At 58.4% G+C, this 20,533-nt stretch carries 20 protein-coding genes; 4 read left to right on the top strand and 16 right to left on the bottom strand.

What is annotated here, in order from left to right; translation table 11 throughout:
* The first annotated feature begins 12 nt into the window (after positions 1-12).
* The gene (locus ACR0AA_RS01020) at positions 13-936 is read left to right on the top strand and encodes a lysophospholipid acyltransferase family protein (RefSeq protein WP_480660890.1); all 924 of its coding nucleotides are present in this window, start codon (positions 13-15) and stop codon (positions 934-936) included.
* Here the strand turns inward: ACR0AA_RS01020 and ACR0AA_RS01015 are convergent, their stop codons facing one another.
* On the bottom strand, positions 937-1,638 hold the full coding sequence (locus tag ACR0AA_RS01015) for a DUF1223 domain-containing protein (RefSeq protein WP_480660892.1): 702 nt from the start codon (positions 1,636-1,638) through the stop codon (positions 937-939).
* 230 nt (positions 1,639-1,868) lie between these two features.
* Between ACR0AA_RS01015 and acnA the strand changes: the two genes are divergently transcribed.
* Positions 1,869-4,559 carry an aconitate hydratase AcnA gene (gene acnA / locus ACR0AA_RS01010; protein WP_480755275.1) on the top strand — a complete coding sequence of 897 codons (2,691 nt, stop codon included), beginning with the start codon at positions 1,869-1,871 and terminating at the stop codon, positions 4,557-4,559.
* A gap of 116 nt (positions 4,560-4,675) precedes the next feature.
* Here acnA and ACR0AA_RS01005 read toward each other — a convergent pair whose 3' ends face one another.
* From ACR0AA_RS01005 to yajC, 10 genes are all read right to left on the bottom strand, one after another.
* A complete protein-coding gene (locus ACR0AA_RS01005) occupies positions 4,676-5,212 on the bottom strand; it encodes a DsbE family thiol:disulfide interchange protein (protein ID WP_480660895.1) in 537 nt (178 codons plus the stop codon).
* The gene (gene ccmD, locus ACR0AA_RS01000) at positions 5,205-5,363 is read right to left on the bottom strand and encodes a heme exporter protein CcmD (protein WP_239343723.1); all 159 of its coding nucleotides are present in this window, start codon (positions 5,361-5,363) and stop codon (positions 5,205-5,207) included. The genes ACR0AA_RS01005 and ccmD overlap by 8 nt, the downstream gene beginning before the upstream one ends.
* Positions 5,360-6,133: a heme ABC transporter permease gene (locus ACR0AA_RS00995; RefSeq protein WP_480660897.1), complete on the bottom strand. Its 774-nt coding sequence runs from the start codon at positions 6,131-6,133 to the stop codon at positions 5,360-5,362. Before ACR0AA_RS00995 ends, ccmD begins: the two co-directional genes overlap by 4 nt.
* Before the next feature lie 61 nt (positions 6,134-6,194).
* Positions 6,195-6,851, bottom strand: a complete 657-nt coding sequence (gene ccmB / locus ACR0AA_RS00990) for a heme exporter protein CcmB (protein WP_239343725.1) — start codon at positions 6,849-6,851, stop codon at positions 6,195-6,197.
* Positions 6,848-7,462, bottom strand: coding sequence for a heme ABC exporter ATP-binding protein CcmA (gene ccmA, locus ACR0AA_RS00985; RefSeq protein WP_480660899.1), 615 nt, complete (start codon positions 7,460-7,462; stop codon positions 6,848-6,850). Before ccmA ends, ccmB begins: the two co-directional genes overlap by 4 nt.
* 146 nt (positions 7,463-7,608) lie before the next feature.
* The gene (locus ACR0AA_RS00980) at positions 7,609-7,962 is read right to left on the bottom strand and encodes an Mth938-like domain-containing protein (RefSeq protein WP_480660901.1); all 354 of its coding nucleotides are present in this window, start codon (positions 7,960-7,962) and stop codon (positions 7,609-7,611) included.
* Complete coding sequence (locus ACR0AA_RS00975) at positions 7,949-8,725, bottom strand: TSUP family transporter (RefSeq protein ID WP_480660903.1); 777 nt, start codon at positions 8,723-8,725, stop codon at positions 7,949-7,951. Before ACR0AA_RS00975 ends, ACR0AA_RS00980 begins: the two co-directional genes overlap by 14 nt.
* The gene (gene secF / locus ACR0AA_RS00970) at positions 8,712-9,680 is read right to left on the bottom strand and encodes a protein translocase subunit SecF (RefSeq protein ID WP_480755274.1); all 969 of its coding nucleotides are present in this window, start codon (positions 9,678-9,680) and stop codon (positions 8,712-8,714) included. The genes ACR0AA_RS00975 and secF overlap by 14 nt, the downstream gene beginning before the upstream one ends.
* 1 nt (position 9,681) lies before the next feature.
* Entirely contained in the window at positions 9,682-11,343 is a 1,662-nt protein-coding gene (gene secD / locus ACR0AA_RS00965) for a protein translocase subunit SecD (protein ID WP_480755273.1), read from the bottom strand.
* A 33-nt stretch (positions 11,344-11,376) separates the two neighbouring features.
* Complete coding sequence (gene yajC, locus ACR0AA_RS00960; protein ID WP_170382681.1) at positions 11,377-11,664, bottom strand: preprotein translocase subunit YajC; 288 nt, start codon at positions 11,662-11,664, stop codon at positions 11,377-11,379.
* Positions 11,665-11,865: 201 nt separating this feature from the next.
* Between yajC and ACR0AA_RS00955 the strand changes: the two genes are divergently transcribed.
* Entirely contained in the window at positions 11,866-13,530 is a 1,665-nt protein-coding gene (locus tag ACR0AA_RS00955; protein ID WP_480660909.1) for a mechanosensitive ion channel family protein, read from the top strand.
* A gap of 72 nt (positions 13,531-13,602) precedes the next feature.
* On the top strand, positions 13,603-14,895 hold the full coding sequence (gene serS / locus ACR0AA_RS00950; protein ID WP_480660911.1) for a serine--tRNA ligase: 1,293 nt from the start codon (positions 13,603-13,605) through the stop codon (positions 14,893-14,895).
* A 54-nt stretch (positions 14,896-14,949) separates the two neighbouring features.
* Here serS and ACR0AA_RS00945 read toward each other — a convergent pair whose 3' ends face one another.
* The 5 genes from ACR0AA_RS00945 to ACR0AA_RS00925 all read right to left on the bottom strand — a co-directional run bounded on the left by ACR0AA_RS00945 (position 14,950) and on the right by ACR0AA_RS00925 (position 20,405).
* On the bottom strand, positions 14,950-15,615 hold the full coding sequence (locus tag ACR0AA_RS00945) for a helix-hairpin-helix domain-containing protein (protein WP_480660913.1): 666 nt from the start codon (positions 15,613-15,615) through the stop codon (positions 14,950-14,952).
* A 91-nt stretch (positions 15,616-15,706) separates the two neighbouring features.
* Positions 15,707-16,693 (bottom strand): fatty acid desaturase, encoded by a 987-nt coding sequence (locus tag ACR0AA_RS00940; protein ID WP_480660914.1) that lies wholly within the window; start codon positions 16,691-16,693, stop codon positions 15,707-15,709.
* A gap of 163 nt (positions 16,694-16,856) precedes the next feature.
* On the bottom strand, positions 16,857-18,320 hold the full coding sequence (der, locus tag ACR0AA_RS00935; RefSeq protein ID WP_480660916.1) for a ribosome biogenesis GTPase Der: 1,464 nt from the start codon (positions 18,318-18,320) through the stop codon (positions 16,857-16,859).
* A 48-nt stretch (positions 18,321-18,368) separates the two neighbouring features.
* Positions 18,369-19,691: an outer membrane protein assembly factor BamB family protein gene (locus tag ACR0AA_RS00930; RefSeq protein WP_480660918.1), complete on the bottom strand. Its 1,323-nt coding sequence runs from the start codon at positions 19,689-19,691 to the stop codon at positions 18,369-18,371.
* A 42-nt stretch (positions 19,692-19,733) separates the two neighbouring features.
* Entirely contained in the window at positions 19,734-20,405 is a 672-nt protein-coding gene (locus tag ACR0AA_RS00925; protein WP_480660920.1) for a hypothetical protein, read from the bottom strand.
* Positions 20,406-20,533: the final 128 nt, after the last annotated feature.

The raw sequence follows: 20,533 nt of genomic DNA, 5'->3' as shown, positions 1-20,533 counted from the left end.
TGAGACTTCACTATGCCCGTCGAAAAGTCGGAATTAAGCCGCGCAGAGCTTAGAAAATACTATATCACCGGATTGTTCATGAAAGGTGTCATCGGGGCCATGCGTCTGCTGCCCTATGAAACCCGTCTGGCCACCATGGCCGCAATCGCGCGCGGTCTGTCTCCGTTGATTGGATTCACGAACCGGGTGCGCAGCAATCTGAAACTGACTTGTCCGGACCTGCCCGAAGACGAGGTCAAACGGATTTGCCGCGCGGTTCCCGACAATGCCGGTCGCGCCATTATGGAGCATTTTTCGCCCGAGGGATTCACCGATCGTCAACGCAACGCCAAGGTCAGCGGATCCGGTGTTGCCGCCTTTGACGCCGCCGTGGCAGAGGGTCGCCCGATCATGATGATCACCGCGCACTTCGGCCACTACCTGGCCGCCCGCATCGCCCTGCAAGAGCGCAGCGGTCAACCGATCGGATGCCTGTATCGCCGCATGGCAAACCCGTATTTCAACGAAATGTATGTCGAATCATTCTATAAAACCGGCGCACCGATGTTCGAACAAGGTCGTCGCGGGATGGTCGAGATGGTCCGCTCTCTCAAGAAAAGCGGGATCATCGCAATCGTTTCGGACCTGCACGCGCATGGCGGCGAAGAGCTGATGTTCTTTGGAAAACCGGCCGTGACCTCGGTGCTGAACGCGGAACTGGCGATGAAATACGACGCCGTTCTGATCCCATGCTATGCGGTTCGTCAGCCCAACGGCATTGATTTCGAAATCGTTCTGCACGACCCGGTGCCGCACACTGACCCCAAGACCATGACCCAGTTCACAAATGACGATCTGGAGTCGATGGTCAAGAAACACATGGGTCAGTGGTTCTGGATTCACCGGCGCTGGAAAACGTGGAACGGTTTGGGTGTTCAGCCCGAGGATATGCCCTGATTACTTGACCCGCGCCGCCGCGACGATCGGCCCGTGCCCCGCCCTTTGGATCAGCACGACGGCGGGCAAGTCCGAGTTCAGGGATACCGAAAACTCCTGCGGCGAAACGCCGTCCCACTGACCGGCCAAGTGCCAGGAGTCGACAACGTTCGCGTAATCCAGCTCATGCCCGGCAAGTTCACCACGCCGTATAGAAGCATGCCGCAAGGGCGCGTACTGGATGACGCGCACATCATAGGTCTCTCCTACAGGAAGCTCGACGGGCGTCACGGCGACCGTTACGTCGTTGCCGGACCTGGTCGCCGTAACAGAAGCCTCGGGCGCAGCCTTGAGGTGCGCATTGATCAAACGGTCCAGTTCCCGCGATTGTGCGCCGACCACATCCTGTTGGCCGTTCACCACCATCTGAGGCGTATAGATCATCGACCGTCCGCCTTGGCGGGCATATGAGCGCTGCCGCAGTGTGTGGTCCGGATCCGCATACTCATCCTTCCACCCGATGTAGTCCCAGTAATCCACATGCAGCGCGAGGCCGATGACGTCATCACGCTTGGCCAGTTCATGCATGATCCGATCCGCCGGCGGACAGGACGAACATCCCTGAGACGTGAACAGTTCAACCACGACCGGGTCACTTTCAGCCACAGCGGCGGTGGCAAGGAACAAGGAAACAAGTGCGGTTGCACGAACTGATCTGAACATTTTGAATCTCGGGCTTCTTTCGGAGTGCCCGACCGGTTTAAACGGAACCCCGCTCAACCTCCAATCAACGTTTCTTGAGAGATACGACCGTCAAGACTCTTAAATTCTGTGTGCAACGGTATACATCAAGCGGCGAACCTACTGCCTTGGTCCTTGAACCGAAGGCTTTGGTGATGCAGATAACTAATAGCGAATCCCGAGACCTAAGTCATTTCAGAGGGAGGCCACAGATGCCCATCAAAGTTGGACAGGATACCGCCAAGACACGCCGCAGCCTGAGCGTGAATGGCAAATCCATTTCTTATTATTCGATCCCCGCCGCGCAAGAGGCCGGTCTTGGTGATTTTTCAAAGCTGCCCGCCGCGTTGAAAGTTGTTCTGGAGAACATGCTGCGGTTCGAGGATGACGGTTTCTCGGTCTCGGTCGACGACATCAAAGCCTTCGGAGAATGGGCTGACAACGGTGGCAAGAACCCGCGCGAAATTGCCTACCGCCCTGCTCGCGTGCTGATGCAAGACTTCACCGGCGTTCCGGCCGTGGTCGATCTAGCCGCGATGCGCGACGGCATCAAAGCGCTGGGCGGCGATGCGCAAAAGATCAACCCGCTGAACCCGGTTGATCTGGTCATCGATCACTCGGTCATGATTGATGAATTCGGAAACCCACGCGCGTTCCAGATGAACGTGGACCGCGAATATGAACGGAATATGGAGCGCTACCAGTTCCTGAAATGGGGTCAGTCGGCCTTCAACAACTTCCGCGTGGTGCCGCCCGGGACCGGCATCTGCCATCAGGTGAACCTGGAGTATTTGTCGCAGACCGTCTGGACCGATACCGACCAGAGTGGCGAAGAAGTCGCCTACCCCGACACCCTGGTCGGCACCGACAGCCACACTACCATGGTCAACGGCATGGCCGTTCTTGGCTGGGGCGTCGGCGGGATCGAGGCCGAGGCCGCAATGCTGGGTCAACCGATCTCGATGCTGATCCCCGAGGTCATCGGGTTTGAACTTACCGGTGAACTGGTCGAAGGCACCACCGGCACCGATCTGGTTCTGAAAGTCGTCGAGATGCTTCGCGAAAAAGGCGTGGTTGGCAAGTTCGTGGAATTCTACGGCGAGGGTCTGGACCGTCTGCCGCTGGCCGACCGCGCCACCATCGCCAATATGGCACCTGAATACGGCGCGACCTGCGGCTTCTTCCCGATCGACAACGAGACCCTGCGCTACATGCGCAACACTGGTCGTGACGAGGACCGTCTGGCGTTGGTCGAGGCCTACGCGAAAGAGAACGGGTTCTGGCGCGATGAGAATTACGCACCGATCTACACGGACACACTGTCGCTGGATATGGGCACCATCGTCCCGGCGATCTCGGGTCCGAAACGCCCGCAAGACTATGTCGCTCTGACCGACGCCAAGGCGGCCTTTACCAAAGAAATGGCTGAAACCTTCAAGCGCCCGATGGGCAAGCAGGTCGAAGTCAAAGGTGAAGAATACGGCATGGAGTCGGGCAAGGTCGTGATCGCCTCGATTACTTCCTGCACTAACACCTCGAATCCTTACGTGATGATCGGCGCCGGTCTGGTGGCAAAGAAAGCACATGAGCTGGGCCTGAACCGTAAGCCCTGGGTCAAAACCTCGCTGGCCCCCGGTTCGCAGGTTGTGTCGGAGTACCTTGAGGCCGCCGGGCTGCAACAGCACCTGGACGCCATCGGATTCAACCTTGTGGGTTATGGTTGCACCACCTGCATCGGCAACTCGGGACCGCTCCAGAGGGAAATTTCTGAGGCGATTTCCGAAGGCGACCTGGTCGCCACTTCGGTCCTGTCAGGCAACAGAAACTTCGAAGGCCGGATTTCACCCGACGTGCGGGCCAACTATCTGGCCTCCCCGCCGCTGGTTGTTGTCTATGCGTTAGCCGGGACGACGGACATCGATCTGACATCCGAGCCGATTGGACAGGACAAGGACGGCAATGACGTCTTTATGAAAGATCTCTGGCCGACCCAACACGAAATTGCTGAACTGGTTCAGCAGACGGTCACCCGCGAGGCGTTCCAGTCCAAGTACGCGGACGTCTTCAAGGGTGATGAAAAATGGCAATCGGTCGAGGTTCCCCAACAGGAAACCTATGACTGGCCTCCGACGTCGACCTACATCCAGAACCCGCCCTATTTCCTGGGTATGAACCCCGAACCCGGCACGATCTCGAATATCGATGGTGCTAAGGTTCTGTTGATCCTGGGCGACATGATCACGACTGACCACATCTCGCCCGCCGGGTCCTTCGCCACGACAACTCCGGCGGGTAAGTATCTGACCGACCGACAGGTTCAACCACGTGAGTTCAACTCGTACGGCTCGCGTCGGGGGAACCACGAGGTCATGATGCGCGGCACTTTCGCCAATATTCGCGTCAAAAACGAGATGCTGGATGGCGTCGAAGGTGGCTACACCAAAGGTCCGGACGGTCAGCAAACTTCGGTTTACGAGGCTTCGATGGCCTATCAGGCAGAAGGCGTCCCATTGGTCGTCTTCGGTGGCGAGCAATACGGCGCCGGGTCTTCGCGCGACTGGGCCGCGAAGGGCACCGCTCTGCTGGGCGTCAAGGCCGTCATCGCAGAGAGCTTTGAGCGTATCCACCGTTCCAACCTGGTTGGCATGGGAGTCATCCCGTTCGAATTCACCGGCGGCGATAACCGCAAATCGCTGGGTCTGAAGGGGGATGAAACCGTCTCGATTGATGGATTGGAAAACGTCGAACCGTTGCAAGAGGTGCCCTGCACTATCGTCTATGGCGACGGAGCCGAGAAAACCATCACCCTGAAATGCCGGATCGATACCGCGCCCGAGATCGAATACATCGAAAACGGTGGCGTTCTGCAATATGTTCTGCGGAACTTGGCAAAAGCCGACTAAAACAACAAAGCCCCGGCCAACGCGCCGGGGCTTTCACGTTCCAGACGTCGCAGTCGCAAACGCAAAAAAAGATAAAGCGCGTGCCGCAGGCACGCTCCGTTTCGCTACAGCCCGAATTACTGGCTGGCTTTTTCCAATGCTGGACGGATCGTGCTTTCGATCACACGCTGTGTAATCGGCCCGGCAAAGCGCAAGATGATTGTACCCTCTCCATCGATCACATAGGTTTCCGGCACACCATACAGACCCCAGTCGAGCGCCATACGCCCCTGTTCATCCCGTCCCATGGCCGCGTATGGATCGCCCAACTCGGCCAAAAAGGCCTCTGCGTTGCCCAACTGATCCTTGTAGTTGATGCCGTAGACCGGAATGCCTTCCTCCGAAAGTGCCTCAAGGTTTGGATGTTCGGCGCGGCAGGGCGCGCACCAGCTGGCCCAGTAGTTCACCAGCTTGATCTCGCCGTCACGCAGCGTGGCATCGTCGAAAATCTGCTTGCCCGGAAACTCGGTCAGGACCACCGGCGGCGCGGGCTGACCTTCACGGGCCGAGGGCAATGCGTTTGGATCCTCGCGGAACATACCGATCCCCGCAAGAACGGCAAAAGCGCCGAAGATCAGGGGCGGCGCAATCATCAGGGGCGAGATTTTAACCATTGCGCGTCATCCTGTTTTCGACTTTTTCCATCTCGGCCCGGACCTTGCGCCCGCGCATCACGCTGACGACAATCAACGCGGCCAGCAAACCCAATGACGCCGCATAGGACCACAAGACAGTATCGGCGTATTTTCCAAGATCAGGGATCATCCGTTTACCCTTTCCCGCGCCAGCAGCGCCTTGATCCGGCGTGCGCGGATTTCCGTGCCCGTGCGATACAGCACCAAAGCAATGAACAGCAGCACAAACCCGATGATGCACAGAAGCAGCGGATAGAAATAGATATTGCTGACTTTTTCTTCAGTATCCGCCCCAGTCACGGCGGCCGCCCGCATCACCGACGCCCCCTGATGAAGCCCCTGGTTCCAGAAGTTCACCGCATAGCGGCTGAGAATCGCGAAGACCGAACCCACAAGACAAAGAACCGAAGTCAGATCAGCCGCGGTATCGGAGTCCTCGATAGCCTCCCACAGGGCGACGTAGCCCAGGTAGAACAGGAACAGGATCAGGAACGATGTCAGACGCGGATCCCAAGCCCACCAGGTACCCCACATCGGCTGACCCCAGATCGCGCCGGTTGCCAGGGCGATCAGGGTCATCACGATCCCGATCGGGGCTGCAGCACGTGCGGCCAATGCGCTAACGTGGTGCCGCCGAACCAACCAGACCAGTGACGTCGCCAACATCATCAGCCAGCAATTGATCGCCATCAGCGCCGCGGGCACATGCAGATAGATGATCTTGACGGTCGAACCCTGCTTGTAGTCATCCGGCGTGAAGAAGAATCCCCAGGTCAGCCCGACGATCAGGCAGACGGCGGACGTAATCCAGAAAAACGGCAGAACCCGCTCGCTGGTCGCGAGGAACTTGCGCGGGTTGGCGTATTCCCAAAGGGCGTTGGCTTTGGCTGCGATAGACATGGGCCTTATCTAGTCCGAGTCGGGTCGGTACTCAATTGACATCAGTCAAACTGCGACCGTGTCACCGAAGGTTGATGCGCAGCACCGCTGAGCTGGCAAAGGGTAGCAGGGCGATTGTGGCCGCAGTCACGCCCGCCAGCATCAGCAGCGGTGTCTGGGTTTCCATTCCTGTTGCTCCGCGACGGGCGACCTCGGCCCCGAAGATCAGCGTTGGCACGTAAAGCGGCAGAACCAACAGAGACAACAGCAATCCGCCACGTTTCAGACCCACCGTCAAAGCAGCACCGAACGTGCCGATGACGCTCATGGCCGGGGTTCCGATCAGCAGTGAGATCACCAGCCAGGAAAAGCCAGGGGTCGGAAGGTTCAGCAACACACCCAAAAACGGCGCGGCCAGAACCAGTGGTAACCCGGTGGTCAGCCAGTGAGCCAGCGCCTTGATGGATACGACAGCCTCAAGCGGCAGGGGAGCGGTGGCCAAGAGGTCGAGCGATCCGTCCTCCCAATCCAGCGCCAACAGGCGATCCAGCGACAACAGGCAGGCTAGAAGCGCGCCCAGCCACAGCACACCCGGCGCAATGGTCGAGAGCAATGAGGATTGCGGGCCAACCGAAAATGGCACCAGAACCGTTACGATCAGGAAGAACGCAAGGCCAAGGCCAAAGCCTCCGCCCGCGCGGAAGGCCAATTTCAGGTCGCGCAGAAGCAGAGCGATCACAGGAAGCCTCCGTCAAAGTCATCGATGGGTTTTGGCTTGGCTTTGTTGGGGCCGACGTCCAGCACCTCTCCGTCAAGACCGAGGTCGATATGGGTGGCGATCAGGGCCGAGCCGCCCTGCCCCAGATGCGCCCGCACTGCATCGGCAAACATCTGAACTGCGTGGCGGTCCAGCGAAACGGTTGGTTCGTCCAGCATCCAGATTGGTCGCCCGGTCACCAGCATCCGCGCCAGTCCCAACCGCCGTTTCTGCCCGGCGGACAGGTTGCCAGCGTGGCGGTCGGACAATTCGTTCAGCGCAAAAGCGTCCAGAGCGGACTGGATATCATCTGTGCCAAAGACCGAGGCCCAGAAATTCAGGTTTTCCAATACCGTAAGTGTCGGCTTCAACCCGTCCGAATGCGAGGCATAGGCGATCTGATCCTCGGCCCCGTCAATACGACCGGTCAATGGCGGTTGAAGCCCCGCAAGCGTGCGCAGCAACGTGGTCTTGCCGATCCCGTTCGGGCCGCGCAGGATCAGGGCCCGTCCGGGTGGCAAAGAAAAATTCAGCCCTTCCAGCACGGGAATACCCCCGCGGGTAATGGCAAGATCGGTTACGGTCAAAGTCATGAAACCCCGCTTAGCCCATTGCGGTCAGGGGCAAAAGGCGAGATTTGCCGCAGGGTGCTGACCGGCTCGTTTGTGGGGATCGTCGAAGCGAGGGGCCAGCCCTTCGCGCTCCCCGAGGTATTTTTGGCCAGATGAATGGGATCCCGTCAGGTCGGGAGTAATGCCAGCGCAATGCGGCGACCTTCGGAGAGGAGAACATTATAGGTCCGGCACGCGGCGGGCGAGTTCATGATCTCAACGCCAATACCCGCTTGTTCGAGCGAAGCGCGCAGATCCGCGGGAATATGGGCAAGTTCCGTCCCTGTTCCGATCAGCAGGACGTCCACTTGTTCGGACAGCGCAAGCAAGGTCGACTGGTCCGAATAGCCGCCCCAACCGGCGGTTCCGCCGGGTCCGGTCAGAATGGCGCCTTCATAGACCTGCCCTCCAACGCGAAAGAAACCGGGCCCGTAGCCGTCTACAGGCGTCGCATTGTTGTATGTGATTTCATTCAACCGCATGGGCGTCCTCTATGCCCCAAAGTGGTAATCCCGACAAGGCGGCAAGCGCAATCGCGACATATGCGGCAGTCCGATACAGCTTTTCCCGCTCGGGGTGGAACAGCCAGCCCCCCAGCCAATTGCCCAAAAGGTTCGGTATCGACAGTGCCAGCCCCAGAATGATGGAATCAAATGTGACCCGTCCCATGCCAGACAGGAAGCCAAAGATGAGAAAATCGAAGCCGAACAGAAACAGCAGGATCGTGGCCCGTATGACCTCAACCGGCAGCGGGCGGGACATGTAGAAAAGGATCACCGCAGGTCCAGGCAGGCCCGCAACGCCGCCCAGAAATCCCGCAGCACCGCCGATTGCAGCCACCATCGCGCGCCGAACCCGTCCCTGATAGCGCAACCCCAGAATCAGGATCGTGAGCATGAACAGGGCAAGGAAACTGACGGCATATCGGAAGACCTTGGGGTCGACCTGCGTCAGGACCCACAACCCGACGGGCAGAACCAGAGCACAGCCCAATAGCAGACGCGCCAAATCGCCCCGATCCACAACGCGCCATGCGCGGCGCAGGTTGGGTAGCGGTCCGAAGATATCCATGATCGTCAGGCCGATCAGCGCCCCGAACGGGCCCAGGAACGGGGTGGCAATTGGCAGAAAGACCAGCGCGGTTCCAAAACCGGAAAACCCGCGTACGATGCCGCCCAAAGTGGCCGCAAAAAAGATAACGGCCAGCCCCGTGGGGGACTGGCCGAACAGATCAGGCGTCCACATTTGCGAACTGATTGCCCGCATTATTGGACGGTTTCGACCAGTCGCGCTTGACACCCAGCCACAGCAGGATGGTCGAGGCCACGAAGACCGAGGAGTAAGTACCAACAATCACGCCCCAAATCATCGCGAAGACAAAGCCGCGGATCACGTCTCCGCCTAGGACATAGAGCGAGATCAGAGCCAACAGTGTGGTGACCGAGGTCATCACCGTCCGGCTAAGCGTTTCGTTGATCGAGATGTTCAGGACCTCTTTCAGATCCTTCTTCTTGTACTTCCGCAGGTTCTCGCGCACGCGGTCGAACACGACCACGGTGTCGTTCAACGAGTAACCAACGATGGTCAGAAGCGCCGCGATGATGGCCAGATCGAACCGAATCTGCAGCTCCGAGAAGATACCGATGGTCAGGATCACGTCATGAACCAGCGCGGCAACAGCACCCAATGCGAACTGCCATTCGAAGCGCAACCAGATATAAACAAGCACCGCGCCGATGGCCAAGGCCACCGCGATGACGGCGGTCTGAATCAACTCGCCCGAGACTTTGGGTCCGACGGATTCGACGGAGACAAACTGAATGTCTGGTGCGGCGGTTTTCAGGGCCTCTTGAACCGCTGTAACAGTCGCGGCCGACACGGCCTCGGCCTCGGCCTGCGCCTGAATACGGATCATCGCGACATTTTCATCGTCCGCAAAAGTGGGATCGAAAATCTCGGTAATCGTCACATCGCCCAATTCCAGCGGAGCAATAGCCCCACGGTAAGCGCCCACATCCACAACTTCTGCGCTTTGGGTCCGGATCGTGGTTCCACCACGGAAGTCGATGCCGAAGTTCAGCCCTTGCAGCAGGAATGAGGTGAACGCCACAATCATCATCAGGGCCGAGATGCCCAGCCAGATTTTCCAACGGCTGAAGAAATCGAACGAGGTGTTCTGGGGTACGAGTTTAAGTCTCATGTCAAACCTCGATCATTTTCGGACGGCGGCGCTCGAACCACGTGACGATCATCAGTCGCGTCACGAAGATCGCGGTGAAGACCGAAGTCAGGATACCCAGGCCGAGGGTGATTGCGAAGCCGCGTACCGGTCCGCTACCCATGGCGAACAGGATGGTTGCCGTAATGAATGTTGTGACGTTTGCGTCCAGAATGGCCGACAGCGCCTTTTCATAGCCAAGCTCGATGGCACGCGCCGGGCCTCTGGCTGATTTCAGTTCCTCGCGGATACGCTCGAAGATCAGCACGTTGGCATCCACCGCCATACCAACAGTCAACACGATGCCCGCGATACCCGGCAGGGTCAGCGTTGCCCCGATCAGCGACAGCAGGCCAAACAACAGACCGACGTTAATGATCAGCGCGATGTTGGCGAATATGCCAAACAGCCCATAGCTGAGCGCCATGAAGGTCAGCACGGCCACAAAGGCCACAATCGTTGCCACCTTACCTGCGTCGATGCTGTCTTGACCCAGCTCGGGTCCAATGGTTCGTTCTTCAAGGAATTCCAGCCCGGCAGGCAAAGCACCGGCACGCAGAAGAACGGCAAGGTTGGTGCTTTCTTCAACGGTGAAGTTACCGGTGATGATACCGGAACCACCCGGAATGTGGCTTTGGATCACAGGGGCCGAAATCACTTCGTCATCGAGAACGATCGCAAAAGGCTGGCCAATGTTCTCCAGCGTATAGTCGCCGAACTTACGAGCACCGGACGTGTTGAACCGGAAGCTTACCGCCGGACGTCCGTTCTGGTCGAAGGACGGTTGGGCATCCACCAGCTCTTCACCGGTGACGACCGGCGCCGCTTCGACGGTGTAGAAAATGCCATTTTCGTCGATGGATGGAATGATCTTTTCGCCGATTCCCGGAACCGCATCCGGGTTGGTGCCCCGCCCGACAACGGGGTTGAAGGTCAGCTGTGCGGTGGTACCGATGATTTCCTTCAACTCACCTGCGCTACCGATCCCCGGAACCTGGATCAGGATACGGTCTGCACCCTGGCGCTGGATCGTCGGCTCGCGCGTGCCAACTTCGTCGATCCGGCGGCGGACAATCTCAAGTGATTGGCGCACGGTGCGGTCGTCCGAGGCCAGTTTTTCGGCTTCGGACAGTTGAACGACAATCGTGTCTCCATCCGACCGCGCCTCGATATCCGTGGCCCCTACGCCTGTCAGGGTCTGCACCTGACGGGCCAGTCCGCGCACAACTTCAAGCGCGCGGGACATGCCCTCGGGCTGGCTGATTTTTACGCGAATCTCATCGGGGGCCGAGTCCTGTTTGCGGATCGTGCCGACAGTCGCCCGCTCATCCCGCAGAGCATCGCGGATTTCCGGCCACATCGCCTCCATCCGGGATTCGTAGACATCGTCGACCTGAACTTCGGCCAGCAGATGCGCACCTCCGCGTAGATCGAGGCCCAAATTTACCAGAGAGGACGGCAGCCAGTTTGGCCACTGCGCCGCTTCGGCCTGCATTTCGGGGGTGTCGATGCCAAGCTCAATGGCGGCTTTGGCATCGTTGGATTGCTCGACGCGCGTATAAAACGCATTCGGCAGGGCCATCAGCAGGCCGATCACGCAGACCGACCAGATCAGAACCCGCTTCCAGGTATCAATTTGCAGCATTACCCTGCCTTTTCAAGGAATTGTCGCGCGAAGTTACTTCGCCGGTTCGGTTTTGTTCAGAACCTGCGCAATGGTCGATTTGACCACACGAACCTTGACGTTTTCGGCGATCTCGACCTCGATCTCGTTGTCGCCTTCCTTGACCTTCGACACCTTGCCGATCAGACCACCCTGGGTGACGACCTGATCGCCGCGGCGGACAGCCTCGACCATGGCCTGATGCTGCTTCATCTTTTTCTGCTGCGGACGGATCAGCAGGAAATACATGATCGCGAAGATCAGGATCAGCGGGAGAAACTGGGCGATTGCGCCACCTTCCATGGGATATTCCTTTGTTTTGGTGCTGCGGAAACGCTCCGCAAATTTGGCGAGAACCTATGCTCTGAGTTGCGCCTTTGCAAGCGAAGGCCGCGCCGAACTCCACCGGGATCTGACCACAGTGTGCAAAGAACAAGCCAGGCGTTGCAGATATGTCCTAGGCAGGTCACCGAAACTGGGTATAGTTTGGGCTAAGGGGGACATATGACACAACAATTCAAGCCCTTCCTTTTGCTGGCTTATTTTGTGACAGCACTGGCTGCCAGCCTTTGGCTCTCAGACGCTGTGTCGGCACAGGAAACACCGGCCGAGCCGGCGGCTTCTGAGGGTACGGAATCGGATGCCTTCGTCGCCCCGGTTATAGTGGACGGGGACGTGTTGTTCCGGGTCCGTGGGTCTAGTGCCCTGCCCGCCCCCGAACGAGCGGAGATTGTTCAGAACAAGATTGTCGAAGTCGCCGAAGCCTCGGACACGCCCAAGGTCGAGATCACATACGAAGAAACCGAGTTTGGTATCTGGACACTGGCTGATGGTGAGAGAATCTCGATCGTTACCGAAGCTGACGCCGAATTGGAACAGATGGAGCTGAGCGTTCTGAGTGTTTTACACGGGGACGCGATCAAACAATCCATTGAATCCTATCGCTCCAACCGCACCGAACAGGCGCGCGTTTCCGGTGCGATCGAGGCCGCCGCATGGACCTTGGGGTTTGTTGCGTTTGTAGTTGCGATCCTCTGGTTGCACCGTCGGATACGACGGAAGACACTGAAGTTTGTCTCGCGTCATCTTAAAGACGTGGAAACCGCGACGGCCAAAAGCGTTCAGGCCGAGGCGATTGCAGCGCTCGTCCGGTACGGGCTGAGTTTTGTTCTGCTAATCATCTTCTTCCTGGGTTTTTACTACTACCTTTCGTTTGTTCTACTGGCCTTCGCCGAAACCCGCTATTTCGCCCAGCTTCTGCTGACTTACCTGACAGAGCCTGTGCTGCTGATCTTCAAAGGCGTTATCAGTTACATCCCCAACATGATCATGCTGGGTTTGATCGCCTGGGTAACGATGTACATCATCAAGGGGGTGCGGGTGTTTTTTGACGCTGTCGAAGCAGGCTCATTCGATATGGGCGATTTCGAGAAACACTGGGTCAGCCCAACCTTCAACATTGCACGAGTTGTCGTGATCCTGATCGCCTTGGTCTTCGCGGTCCCCTACATCCCTGGATCGGACTCGGCTGCATTCCAAGGCTTGACCATTCTCGTGGGCGCGATGCTGTCGCTTGGCGCCAATTCAGTCGTGTCAAACATGCTGGCCGGCCTGTTCGTGATCTACCGCCGGTCGACCTCGATCGGGGACCGCATTCAGATCGGCGACCATATCGGAGACGTGGTTCAGATCAAACTGATGGAGACGCACCTGAAATCCATCAAGAACGAGCTGATCTCGATCCCCAATGCCCAGTTGATGAATTCGGACGTTGTGAATTTCTCGAAAAAAACGGACGGCAGTGGGCTGTTGCTGCACACAACGGTCGGCATCGGATACGAAGAGCCACCCGAGAAAGTTGAGGCGATGCTGATCGAGGCCGCCAATCGCACCAAGGGCATCAAGTCCAAACCGGAACCCTTTGTTTTGTGGACGGCATTGGCAGATTACGCGATCAACTACCAGATAAACGGCTACACGACTCGGGGCAGCATTATCCCGAAAATCCGGTCGGACCTGCACCGCAACATTGTAGCGGTGTTCAATGAGAATGGCGTGCAGATCATGACGCCCTCTTACATGGCCGATCCGCCCGAACCCAAGATCCCGGTCGAGCATTGGGATGGCCATCTGGCGCACGAAACACACGAGGACACGGATAAGTCGTAAGCGGTGCTACAACCCGCCTTTCAGATGGTGCATAAGCGGTTTCAGTGATTCACGCATTTAAGGATCTGAACCATGCACGACATCCGCGCCATTCGCGAAAACCCAGCCGCCTTCGACGCCGCTCTTGCGCGCCGTGGGGACGCGCCGGTGTCGTCAGATTTGCTGAGGCTGGACGAAAGCCGCCGGGCCAAGATTCTGGCGGCTGAAACCGCGCAGGCCGAACAGAACAAGGCCAGCAAGGAAGTTGGCGCTGCCAAGGCCCGCGGCGACGAGGAAGAGTTCCAGCGTCTGCGCGCTCTGGTCTCGGAAAAGAAGGCCGAGATAGCCCAGATGCAGACCGAGGCCAAGGATTTGGATGCGCTGCTGACCGATCAGTTGATCCGCATCGCGAACCTGCCGGCCGAGGACGTGCCCGAAGGCGCTGACGAAGACGACAATGTCGAGGTCAACCGCTGGGGCACTCCACGTGCGTTGGATTTTGCGCCGAAAGAGCATTTCGAAATCGAAGCCGTTCAGAGCGGGATGGATTTCGAGACGGCGGCAAAACTTTCCGGCTCGCGTTTCGTGCTGCTGTCCGGCGGCGTTGCCCGCATTCACCGTGCGCTCGCACAATTCATGCTGGACACGCATATCAACGAGAACGAACTGACCGAGGTGAACGGCCCGGTTCTGGTTCTGTCTGAAATGATGCAGGGCACCGGCCAACTGCCGAAATTCGGCGAAGACAGCTATCAGACCCGCGAAGGCTGGTGGCTGATCCCGACGTCGGAGGTCTCGCTGACCAACATCGTCAACGACACGATGATCGAGGAAAGCTACCTGCCCCGCCGCTATACCGCGCATTCGCTCTGCTTCCGTTCGGAAGCCGGCAGCGCCGGCAAGGACACCCGGGGCATGCTGCGTCAGCACCAGTTCGAAAAGGTCGAGATGGTCTCGGTCACACATCCGGACAAATCGGATGACGAACAAAAGCGCATGCTGCGTTGCGCCGAGGGTATTCTGGAAAAGCTGGGCATCCCCTATCGCACCGTGATCCTGTGCACCGGCGACATGGGCTTTGGCGCGCGCCGGACCTACGACATCGAAGCGTGGCTACCGGGTCAGGATACGTATCGCGAGATCAGCTCGGTCTCGACCTGCGGTGACTTCCAGGCGCGCCGTATGAACGCACGGTTCCGTCCCGAAGGTGGTGGCAAGCCCGAATACGTTCACACCCTGAACGGTTCCGGTCTGGCCGTTGGACGCTGCCTGATCGCCGTTCTGGAAAACGGCCAGAACGCAGACGGCACCGTCACCCTGCCCGAGGTTCTGGCCCCTTATCTGGGCGGCAAGATGACGCTGCAGCTGGACGGCGCACTAGCATAAAAAAACGGCGCCGAATATCGGCGCCGGGTTCATAAGGCAGTAAGGTGAAGAAGGTTACTTCTTCGCCTTTTTCTTATCCTTCTTCTTATCTGTCTTTTTGTCTTTCTTTTTGTCGGCTTTTTTCTTGTCGGCCTTTTTGTCAGCTTTCTTTTTGTCGTCCTTCTTGGACTTTTTGTCCTTCTTGGCCTTGGCTTTTACCTTATCCTTGGCCTTGGAAAACACAGCCTCCATCTCTTGCAGCTTTTTGGCGGCTTTTTCAGCTTTCGCTTTGGCCTTTGCCTTCTTCCTGGCTTTCGCCTCTGCCAACTCGGCCGCTGCCTTTTCCTCTGCCGCCTTACGCGCTGCCTCTTCCGCCCGCTTCTCAGCAGCGGCGGTCGCAACTGTCTTGCGGGCCGCCGGTCGACGCGTCGCGGGTTTTCTGGCCGGAGCGCGGCGCGCTGCAGGTTTAGTCGTGGTACGTCTGGTAGCAGCAGGTTTAGCGGCAACTGGTTTTGCCGCGGCTGGTTTTGCCGCGGCACGCTGTGCAGCCGCAGGCTTCGCGGCAATGGCTTCTTTTGCGGCGGCAATCAGCACAGCCGCGCGGGCTTCACCAATTCGGGGAACTTTGACCAGATCAGCGGGGGTTGCCTTGGCAATGGCTTCGGCGGTCTTGAAACCGTTGGCAGCCAAAGACTTTCCAAGCGCTTCACCTACACCTTTAATATCGGTCACTGCGGTCATTATCTGTCCTTTCTATTTCGCCCTTCGTTGTCGTATATACACTGGATATACAGACCTGCAAGCCAACGGCCGGGCAAGCATGTTGCTAATATCAGTTACTGTGGGCCAGATCGCCAGATCGATCTTTTCCGGGAAATGGAACAAGGCGCTTTGCATCTTCGTCCCAGAGTTTAAGATTCAAAGCGGCGACGGCTTCAGGGAACTTGATCCGACGCGGAGTGTATTCGGGCGGCAAGTTATAGTGGCATGCCCGTAACCGGTACGACGGTATCCGCGCGTTGAAGTGATGGATATCGTGCAGCGTAATGCAGGCCACCGCGTTGTCGAACCACCACCCGAAATCCAGCGCCGACGACCCCTGCAAAGCCGCCAGCTTGGGGTCAAGGTCCGGACGCCGGTCCCAATACGTATCCTCGAAATTATGCTGCAGGTAGACAAGGAAAACGCCCAACATTCCACCCAGCAATGAGAAAACCAGCCAGACGAGAATACCTGTCATACCAGCGATCAAATAAAGAAGTCCAAGGAACACAACTATCGACAAGTTGTGCAACAGCACACCGGTCATACCGAACCGAACGGTATTCTTCGGCCAGCGGTAGCGGATGAAGTAGGTGAACAACGCGCCAATGGGAACCAGGATGAACGGATTACGATAAAGGCGGTAGAACAGGCGCGTCTTCCAATCGGCCTCGTTCCATTCCCGCAGAGTCATTGTGTGGATTTCGCCGGTCTCGCGATGCTCGAGATTGCCGATGCCCGCGTGATGCAGGTTGTGGTTTTGCTTCATCACCTCGAAAGGCGCAAAGGTAAATGGTGACAGCCCGTGCCCGGCCCATTCATTTTGCGCGCGGATTTCGAACAACGAATGATGCCCGCAATCGTGCTGCAACACATAGAGGCGCACCGCCGAAAAGGCAAAGACGACTCCCGCCGGGATCATGATGTACCAACGATCTACGTAGACAATCGCCAGCGCGAGCGATGCAAAATACACCGCGAAAGTTCCAAAGTAGCTCAAGGCGGCCAATCTATTGTCCTGAACCGCGTATTGCCTTGTGTATTCCCTCAGATCCATCCAGCCGCTCCCCACGATGGTCAGGTCCAATGGTGTTTCAAAAATTGGTGCGGAAATTCCGCGTGAAAAAGCGCGCGCATGAACAGATGCACGCAAACGAATGCTAGCGCGGGGAATCGGGACTGTCACGCCCCTCAGCCGAAAATGCTGAAAATTGGCGCAGTTACGCGCGACCCTTGAGATGTTTGGCCAGAGCGCCCGCGTTCTTTTTGCGGCGTCCCTTATAGGGGTTCTTGTCGCCCTGTCCGCGCAAAGTCAGGCGGATCGGAGTGCCCGGCATGTCAAAGTCTTCACGCAGACCATTGACCAGATAACGGGTATAGCTGGCCGGCATTTTGTCTGGGTGCGAACACATGACCACGAACCCAGGCGGGCGGGTTTTGGCCTGAGTCATATAGCGCAGTTTAATCCGGCGGCCCTGCGGCGCTGGTGGTGGGTGCTGTTCCAGCATGGCGGTCAGCCAGCGGTTCAGAGCGGCCGTTGGAACGCGACGGTTCCAAACGTCATGGGCACGGAGGATGGCGGCGCGCAAACGCTCCAGCCCCCTGCCCGTTTTTGCCGAAACCGTAACAAGCGGCGCGCCACGCAGTTGAGGCAGCAAACGCTCGAACGACTCTTTCAGGTCCCGCAGCTTTTCCTGCTTGTCCTCTTCGATGTCCCACTTGTTAATGGCGACAACGACGGCGCGGCCTTCTCGCTCGGCCAGATCTGCGATGCGTAGGTCCTGTTGCTCAAAGGGAATTGCGGCGTCCAGAAGAACAACCACAACCTCGGCAAACTTTACCGCACGCAGGCCGTCCGAAACCGAAAGCTTCTCAAGCTTCTCCTGAACCTTGGCCTTTTTGCGCATACCCGCCGTATCAAAGATACGCATGGGCGTGCTTTCCCCGTCAGGGTCCGCCCAGTCGATACGCAAACTGATTGCATCGCGGGTAATTCCGGCTTCGGGACCAGTCAGCAAGCGATCCTCACCGATAATCTTGTTGATCAGCGTGGACTTTCCGGCGTTCGGACGGCCCACGACCGCGACCTGTAGTGGCTTGGCCGCTGTGATCAGAGGCGTTTCGCCCTCTCCATCCTCGTCTAACTCGATATCGGTTTCCGGTGCATCCTCAACGGCCTTTTCCTCGGCAGCATCAGCCAAAGGCATCAGCTGAGTGTAAAGGTCGGTCATGCCCTCACCATGCTCACCCGACAGGCGAATCGGCTCGCCAAGACCCAGGTTATAAGCCTCGAGTACACCCGCATCTGCCGCGCTGCCTTCGGCCTTGTTGGCAGCCAGGATCACGTGTTTGGAGCGTTTGCGCAGAATTTCGGCGAACATTTCGTCGGTTGGGGTGATGCCGACCCGAGCATCAATCATGAACAGGCAGACATCGGCCATATCCACAGCGCGCTCGGTCAGGCGGCGCATCCGGCCCTGAAGGCTGTCATCGGTTGCGTCTTCAAGACCAGCAGTGTCGATCACGGTAAAGCGAAGATCACCCAGACGCCCTTCGCCTTCGCGCAGGTCGCGCGTCACGCCGGGCTGGTCGTCGACCAGAGCCAGACGTTTGCCCACAAGGCGATTGAACAGGGTGGATTTGCCCACATTCGGGCGCCCCACGATGGCGAGGGTCAGCGACATGATACTCAACTTTCAAGACTCAGACGCGCCCTTTAGCGCATCTTGCTGTCAACGGAAAGCGTGCAAATCACCTTTGGTGGACACGACGTACAGTGTCTGCCCCGCCACAACCGGCGCTGTTGTGGCGCCGCCCGGCACTTCAACGCGGTTCACCAGCGTTCCATCGACAGGGTTGAAGAAGCGCAGGTAGCCGTCATTCGAGGCGATAACGATGCGACCGCCTGCGAGGATCGGACCATAATGCGCGTAGATCGGGCCACGGCGACCCGGCTTGTCCTTGACAAAGCCCGGTAGGTCCTGCGCCCAGACAATCGCTCCGGTGGCCGCGTCGAGCCGGACCAACTGGCTGCGGTCGCTGATCAGGAAAATGCTGTTGCCAGCAGGCCAGACCGTATCGACGGCGCCCTCGTCTGCGGTCCAGATCCGATCCCCGGAATTGGCGTCAAAAGCAACGGTCCGTCCGGAATGGTTGCCGATATAGATCGTGTCGCCCACGACCATTGGCCCACCGGTGACATCAACAATCTGCGCGGCCGCTCTGCCACGGCGCCCACCTGCAACGGATGCGTTCCAGCGGCGAATACCCCCCCGACGGAAAGCAGCCGCGATGTCGCCCGAGCCAAAGGCAAAGACGGCAAAGTCCGAAGCGATCACCGGCGCCGGTGCGCCCAGAACGTTACCAACGCTGGGTGTGCCCTGAACCTGCCAGGCGATCCGCCCATCCTTGGTATTGACGGCCCACCCGGTTTCATCACCGGCAACAAGATACAGAATCCCGTTGCTGACAAGAGGTGCCCCGCTGCCTGTCGCGTTCAATCGTTTCTGCCAGCGGACGTTACCGGACCTCGCATCCAGTGCCGTCAAACGGCCATATCCGGACGAAATGTACAGCACGCCGTTGTCATAGGCCAAACCGCCACCGGTGGCGTCGGAATCGCCATCATTCGGCGGAATTAGGTTGGTGCTCCACACGACCTGACCCTGCGGCGACAACGCGGATACTGTCGCGCCCGCATCCAGCGTGTAGATCAGCCCCCCTGCGACAACCGGCTCTGCGGTGATCCGCTGCTTGCGCGAGTCCCCCTGACCGATCGATGTAGACCAGACCCTCTGCGGTGTGGCGCGCAACTGGGCATTTGTTGTACGGAACGCAGCTGTGCCCGCACTTTGTGGCCAGCTGGCATTGGCTTTTTGCGACGGCAGGCTGATCGGCTTGGAACCGCGGGTCACCACCGTTTCGGTATCGGACGCCGGCCGGATATCTTCACGCGGACCGGGCAGAATGACTTCGGGTTCCTGACAGGCGGCGACCATGGTCAGGGAAAGGGCTGCCACCGGCAATCCAATACGAGAAAATAGACTTGCTACCATGATCTTCCGAACTCGCCTGTGATTTTTCGTTCCGCCACCGGATCAGCCCTGTTGGGCGACCAGAGGTTTCGGTTCACCGCCCAACGCAACAATCAGCTGGGCCGCGCGCTGCTGTAAATCCACCCCGACTTCCGCGTCCTGACGCAGCGTTTCCAACCGCGCGATGGCTGCGTCGACATTGCCCTCGGACACATCAATCAGAGCCAGCTGTTCTTCGGCCAGAAGACGCAGCGGAGCACCCGGTGCGGCGAGCGCCTCGAACTGGAGGCGGCGATCGGCTGCGGGCAATGTCTCGGTTTGCAGCAACAGCGCCTTGAAGGTTGCGATCGCACGATAGATTTCCGGAAGATCACCCTGGGATGCAATGGTGTTCAGGCTGCTGACCGCATCCTGTTCCGAACCAGCCTCGACCTGAGATGCCGACAAAAGCATGTTGAGAATCGCGTCTCCACCCGGTGACTGGACCTCAACAGCGGCGAGGCTTGTCGCTCGCTCTTCCGACTGATTCTGCGCCAGCGCGGCCAGAATAGAGTCGCCCAGATCCTGCGCCTGGCTGGTTGCGCGTGACTTGCGGATCTCATTGAAAGCAGCGCCGCCCACGATCAGAACAACCGCAACCACACCGATCCAGCCCCACCTGCGCAGCAATAGGAACAGGCGGTCTCGGCGCACCTCTTCGGTCACCTCATCAATAAAACTGTCGACGTCGCTCATCCCTGCCCTCCGGGGCTGCATCCTTGGTGTATGGCGCCATGTCATACCCCGGCACCATCGCCAAGCCAAGAGCCCGATTTTGCACAATCCCGAGGGGGGTAAGCGCTCTTGTGCAAAAAAATAAACCG

Source organism: Ruegeria sp. CE8 (assembly GCF_056537465.1).
The sequence above is the reverse complement of the archived record's forward strand: the minus strand, read 5'-3'. Positions and strand labels throughout refer to the sequence as shown.

Bases quoted from the DNA above. Each gene is read 5' to 3' on its own strand.
- ACR0AA_RS01020 (WP_480660890.1), top strand. From the start codon at position 13: ATGCCCGTCGAAAAGTCGGAATTAAGCCGCGCAGAGCTTAGAAAATAC.
- ACR0AA_RS01015 (WP_480660892.1), bottom strand. From the start codon at position 1,638: ATGTTCAGATCAGTTCGTGCAACCGCACTTGTTTCCTTGTTCCTTGCC.
- acnA (WP_480755275.1), top strand. From the start codon at position 1,869: ATGCCCATCAAAGTTGGACAGGATACCGCCAAGACACGCCGCAGCCTG.
- ACR0AA_RS01005 (WP_480660895.1), bottom strand. From the start codon at position 5,212: ATGGTTAAAATCTCGCCCCTGATGATTGCGCCGCCCCTGATCTTCGGC.
- ccmD (WP_239343723.1), bottom strand. From the start codon at position 5,363: ATGATCCCTGATCTTGGAAAATACGCCGATACTGTCTTGTGGTCCTAT.
- ACR0AA_RS00995 (WP_480660897.1), bottom strand. From the start codon at position 6,133: ATGTCTATCGCAGCCAAAGCCAACGCCCTTTGGGAATACGCCAACCCG.
- ccmA (WP_480660899.1), bottom strand. From the start codon at position 7,462: ATGACTTTGACCGTAACCGATCTTGCCATTACCCGCGGGGGTATTCCC.
- ACR0AA_RS00980 (WP_480660901.1), bottom strand. From the start codon at position 7,962: ATGCGGTTGAATGAAATCACATACAACAATGCGACGCCTGTAGACGGC.
- ACR0AA_RS00975 (WP_480660903.1), bottom strand. From the start codon at position 8,725: ATGTGGACGCCTGATCTGTTCGGCCAGTCCCCCACGGGGCTGGCCGTT.
- secF (WP_480755274.1), bottom strand. From the start codon at position 9,680: ATGAGACTTAAACTCGTACCCCAGAACACCTCGTTCGATTTCTTCAGC.
- secD (WP_480755273.1), bottom strand. From the start codon at position 11,343: ATGCTGCAAATTGATACCTGGAAGCGGGTTCTGATCTGGTCGGTCTGC.
- yajC (WP_170382681.1), bottom strand. From the start codon at position 11,664: ATGGAAGGTGGCGCAATCGCCCAGTTTCTCCCGCTGATCCTGATCTTC.
- ACR0AA_RS00955 (WP_480660909.1), top strand. From the start codon at position 11,866: ATGACACAACAATTCAAGCCCTTCCTTTTGCTGGCTTATTTTGTGACA.
- serS (WP_480660911.1), top strand. From the start codon at position 13,603: ATGCACGACATCCGCGCCATTCGCGAAAACCCAGCCGCCTTCGACGCC.
- ACR0AA_RS00945 (WP_480660913.1), bottom strand. From the start codon at position 15,615: ATGACCGCAGTGACCGATATTAAAGGTGTAGGTGAAGCGCTTGGAAAG.
- ACR0AA_RS00940 (WP_480660914.1), bottom strand. From the start codon at position 16,693: ATGGATCTGAGGGAATACACAAGGCAATACGCGGTTCAGGACAATAGA.
- der (WP_480660916.1), bottom strand. From the start codon at position 18,320: ATGTCGCTGACCCTCGCCATCGTGGGGCGCCCGAATGTGGGCAAATCC.
- ACR0AA_RS00930 (WP_480660918.1), bottom strand. From the start codon at position 19,691: ATGGTAGCAAGTCTATTTTCTCGTATTGGATTGCCGGTGGCAGCCCTT.
- ACR0AA_RS00925 (WP_480660920.1), bottom strand. From the start codon at position 20,405: ATGAGCGACGTCGACAGTTTTATTGATGAGGTGACCGAAGAGGTGCGC.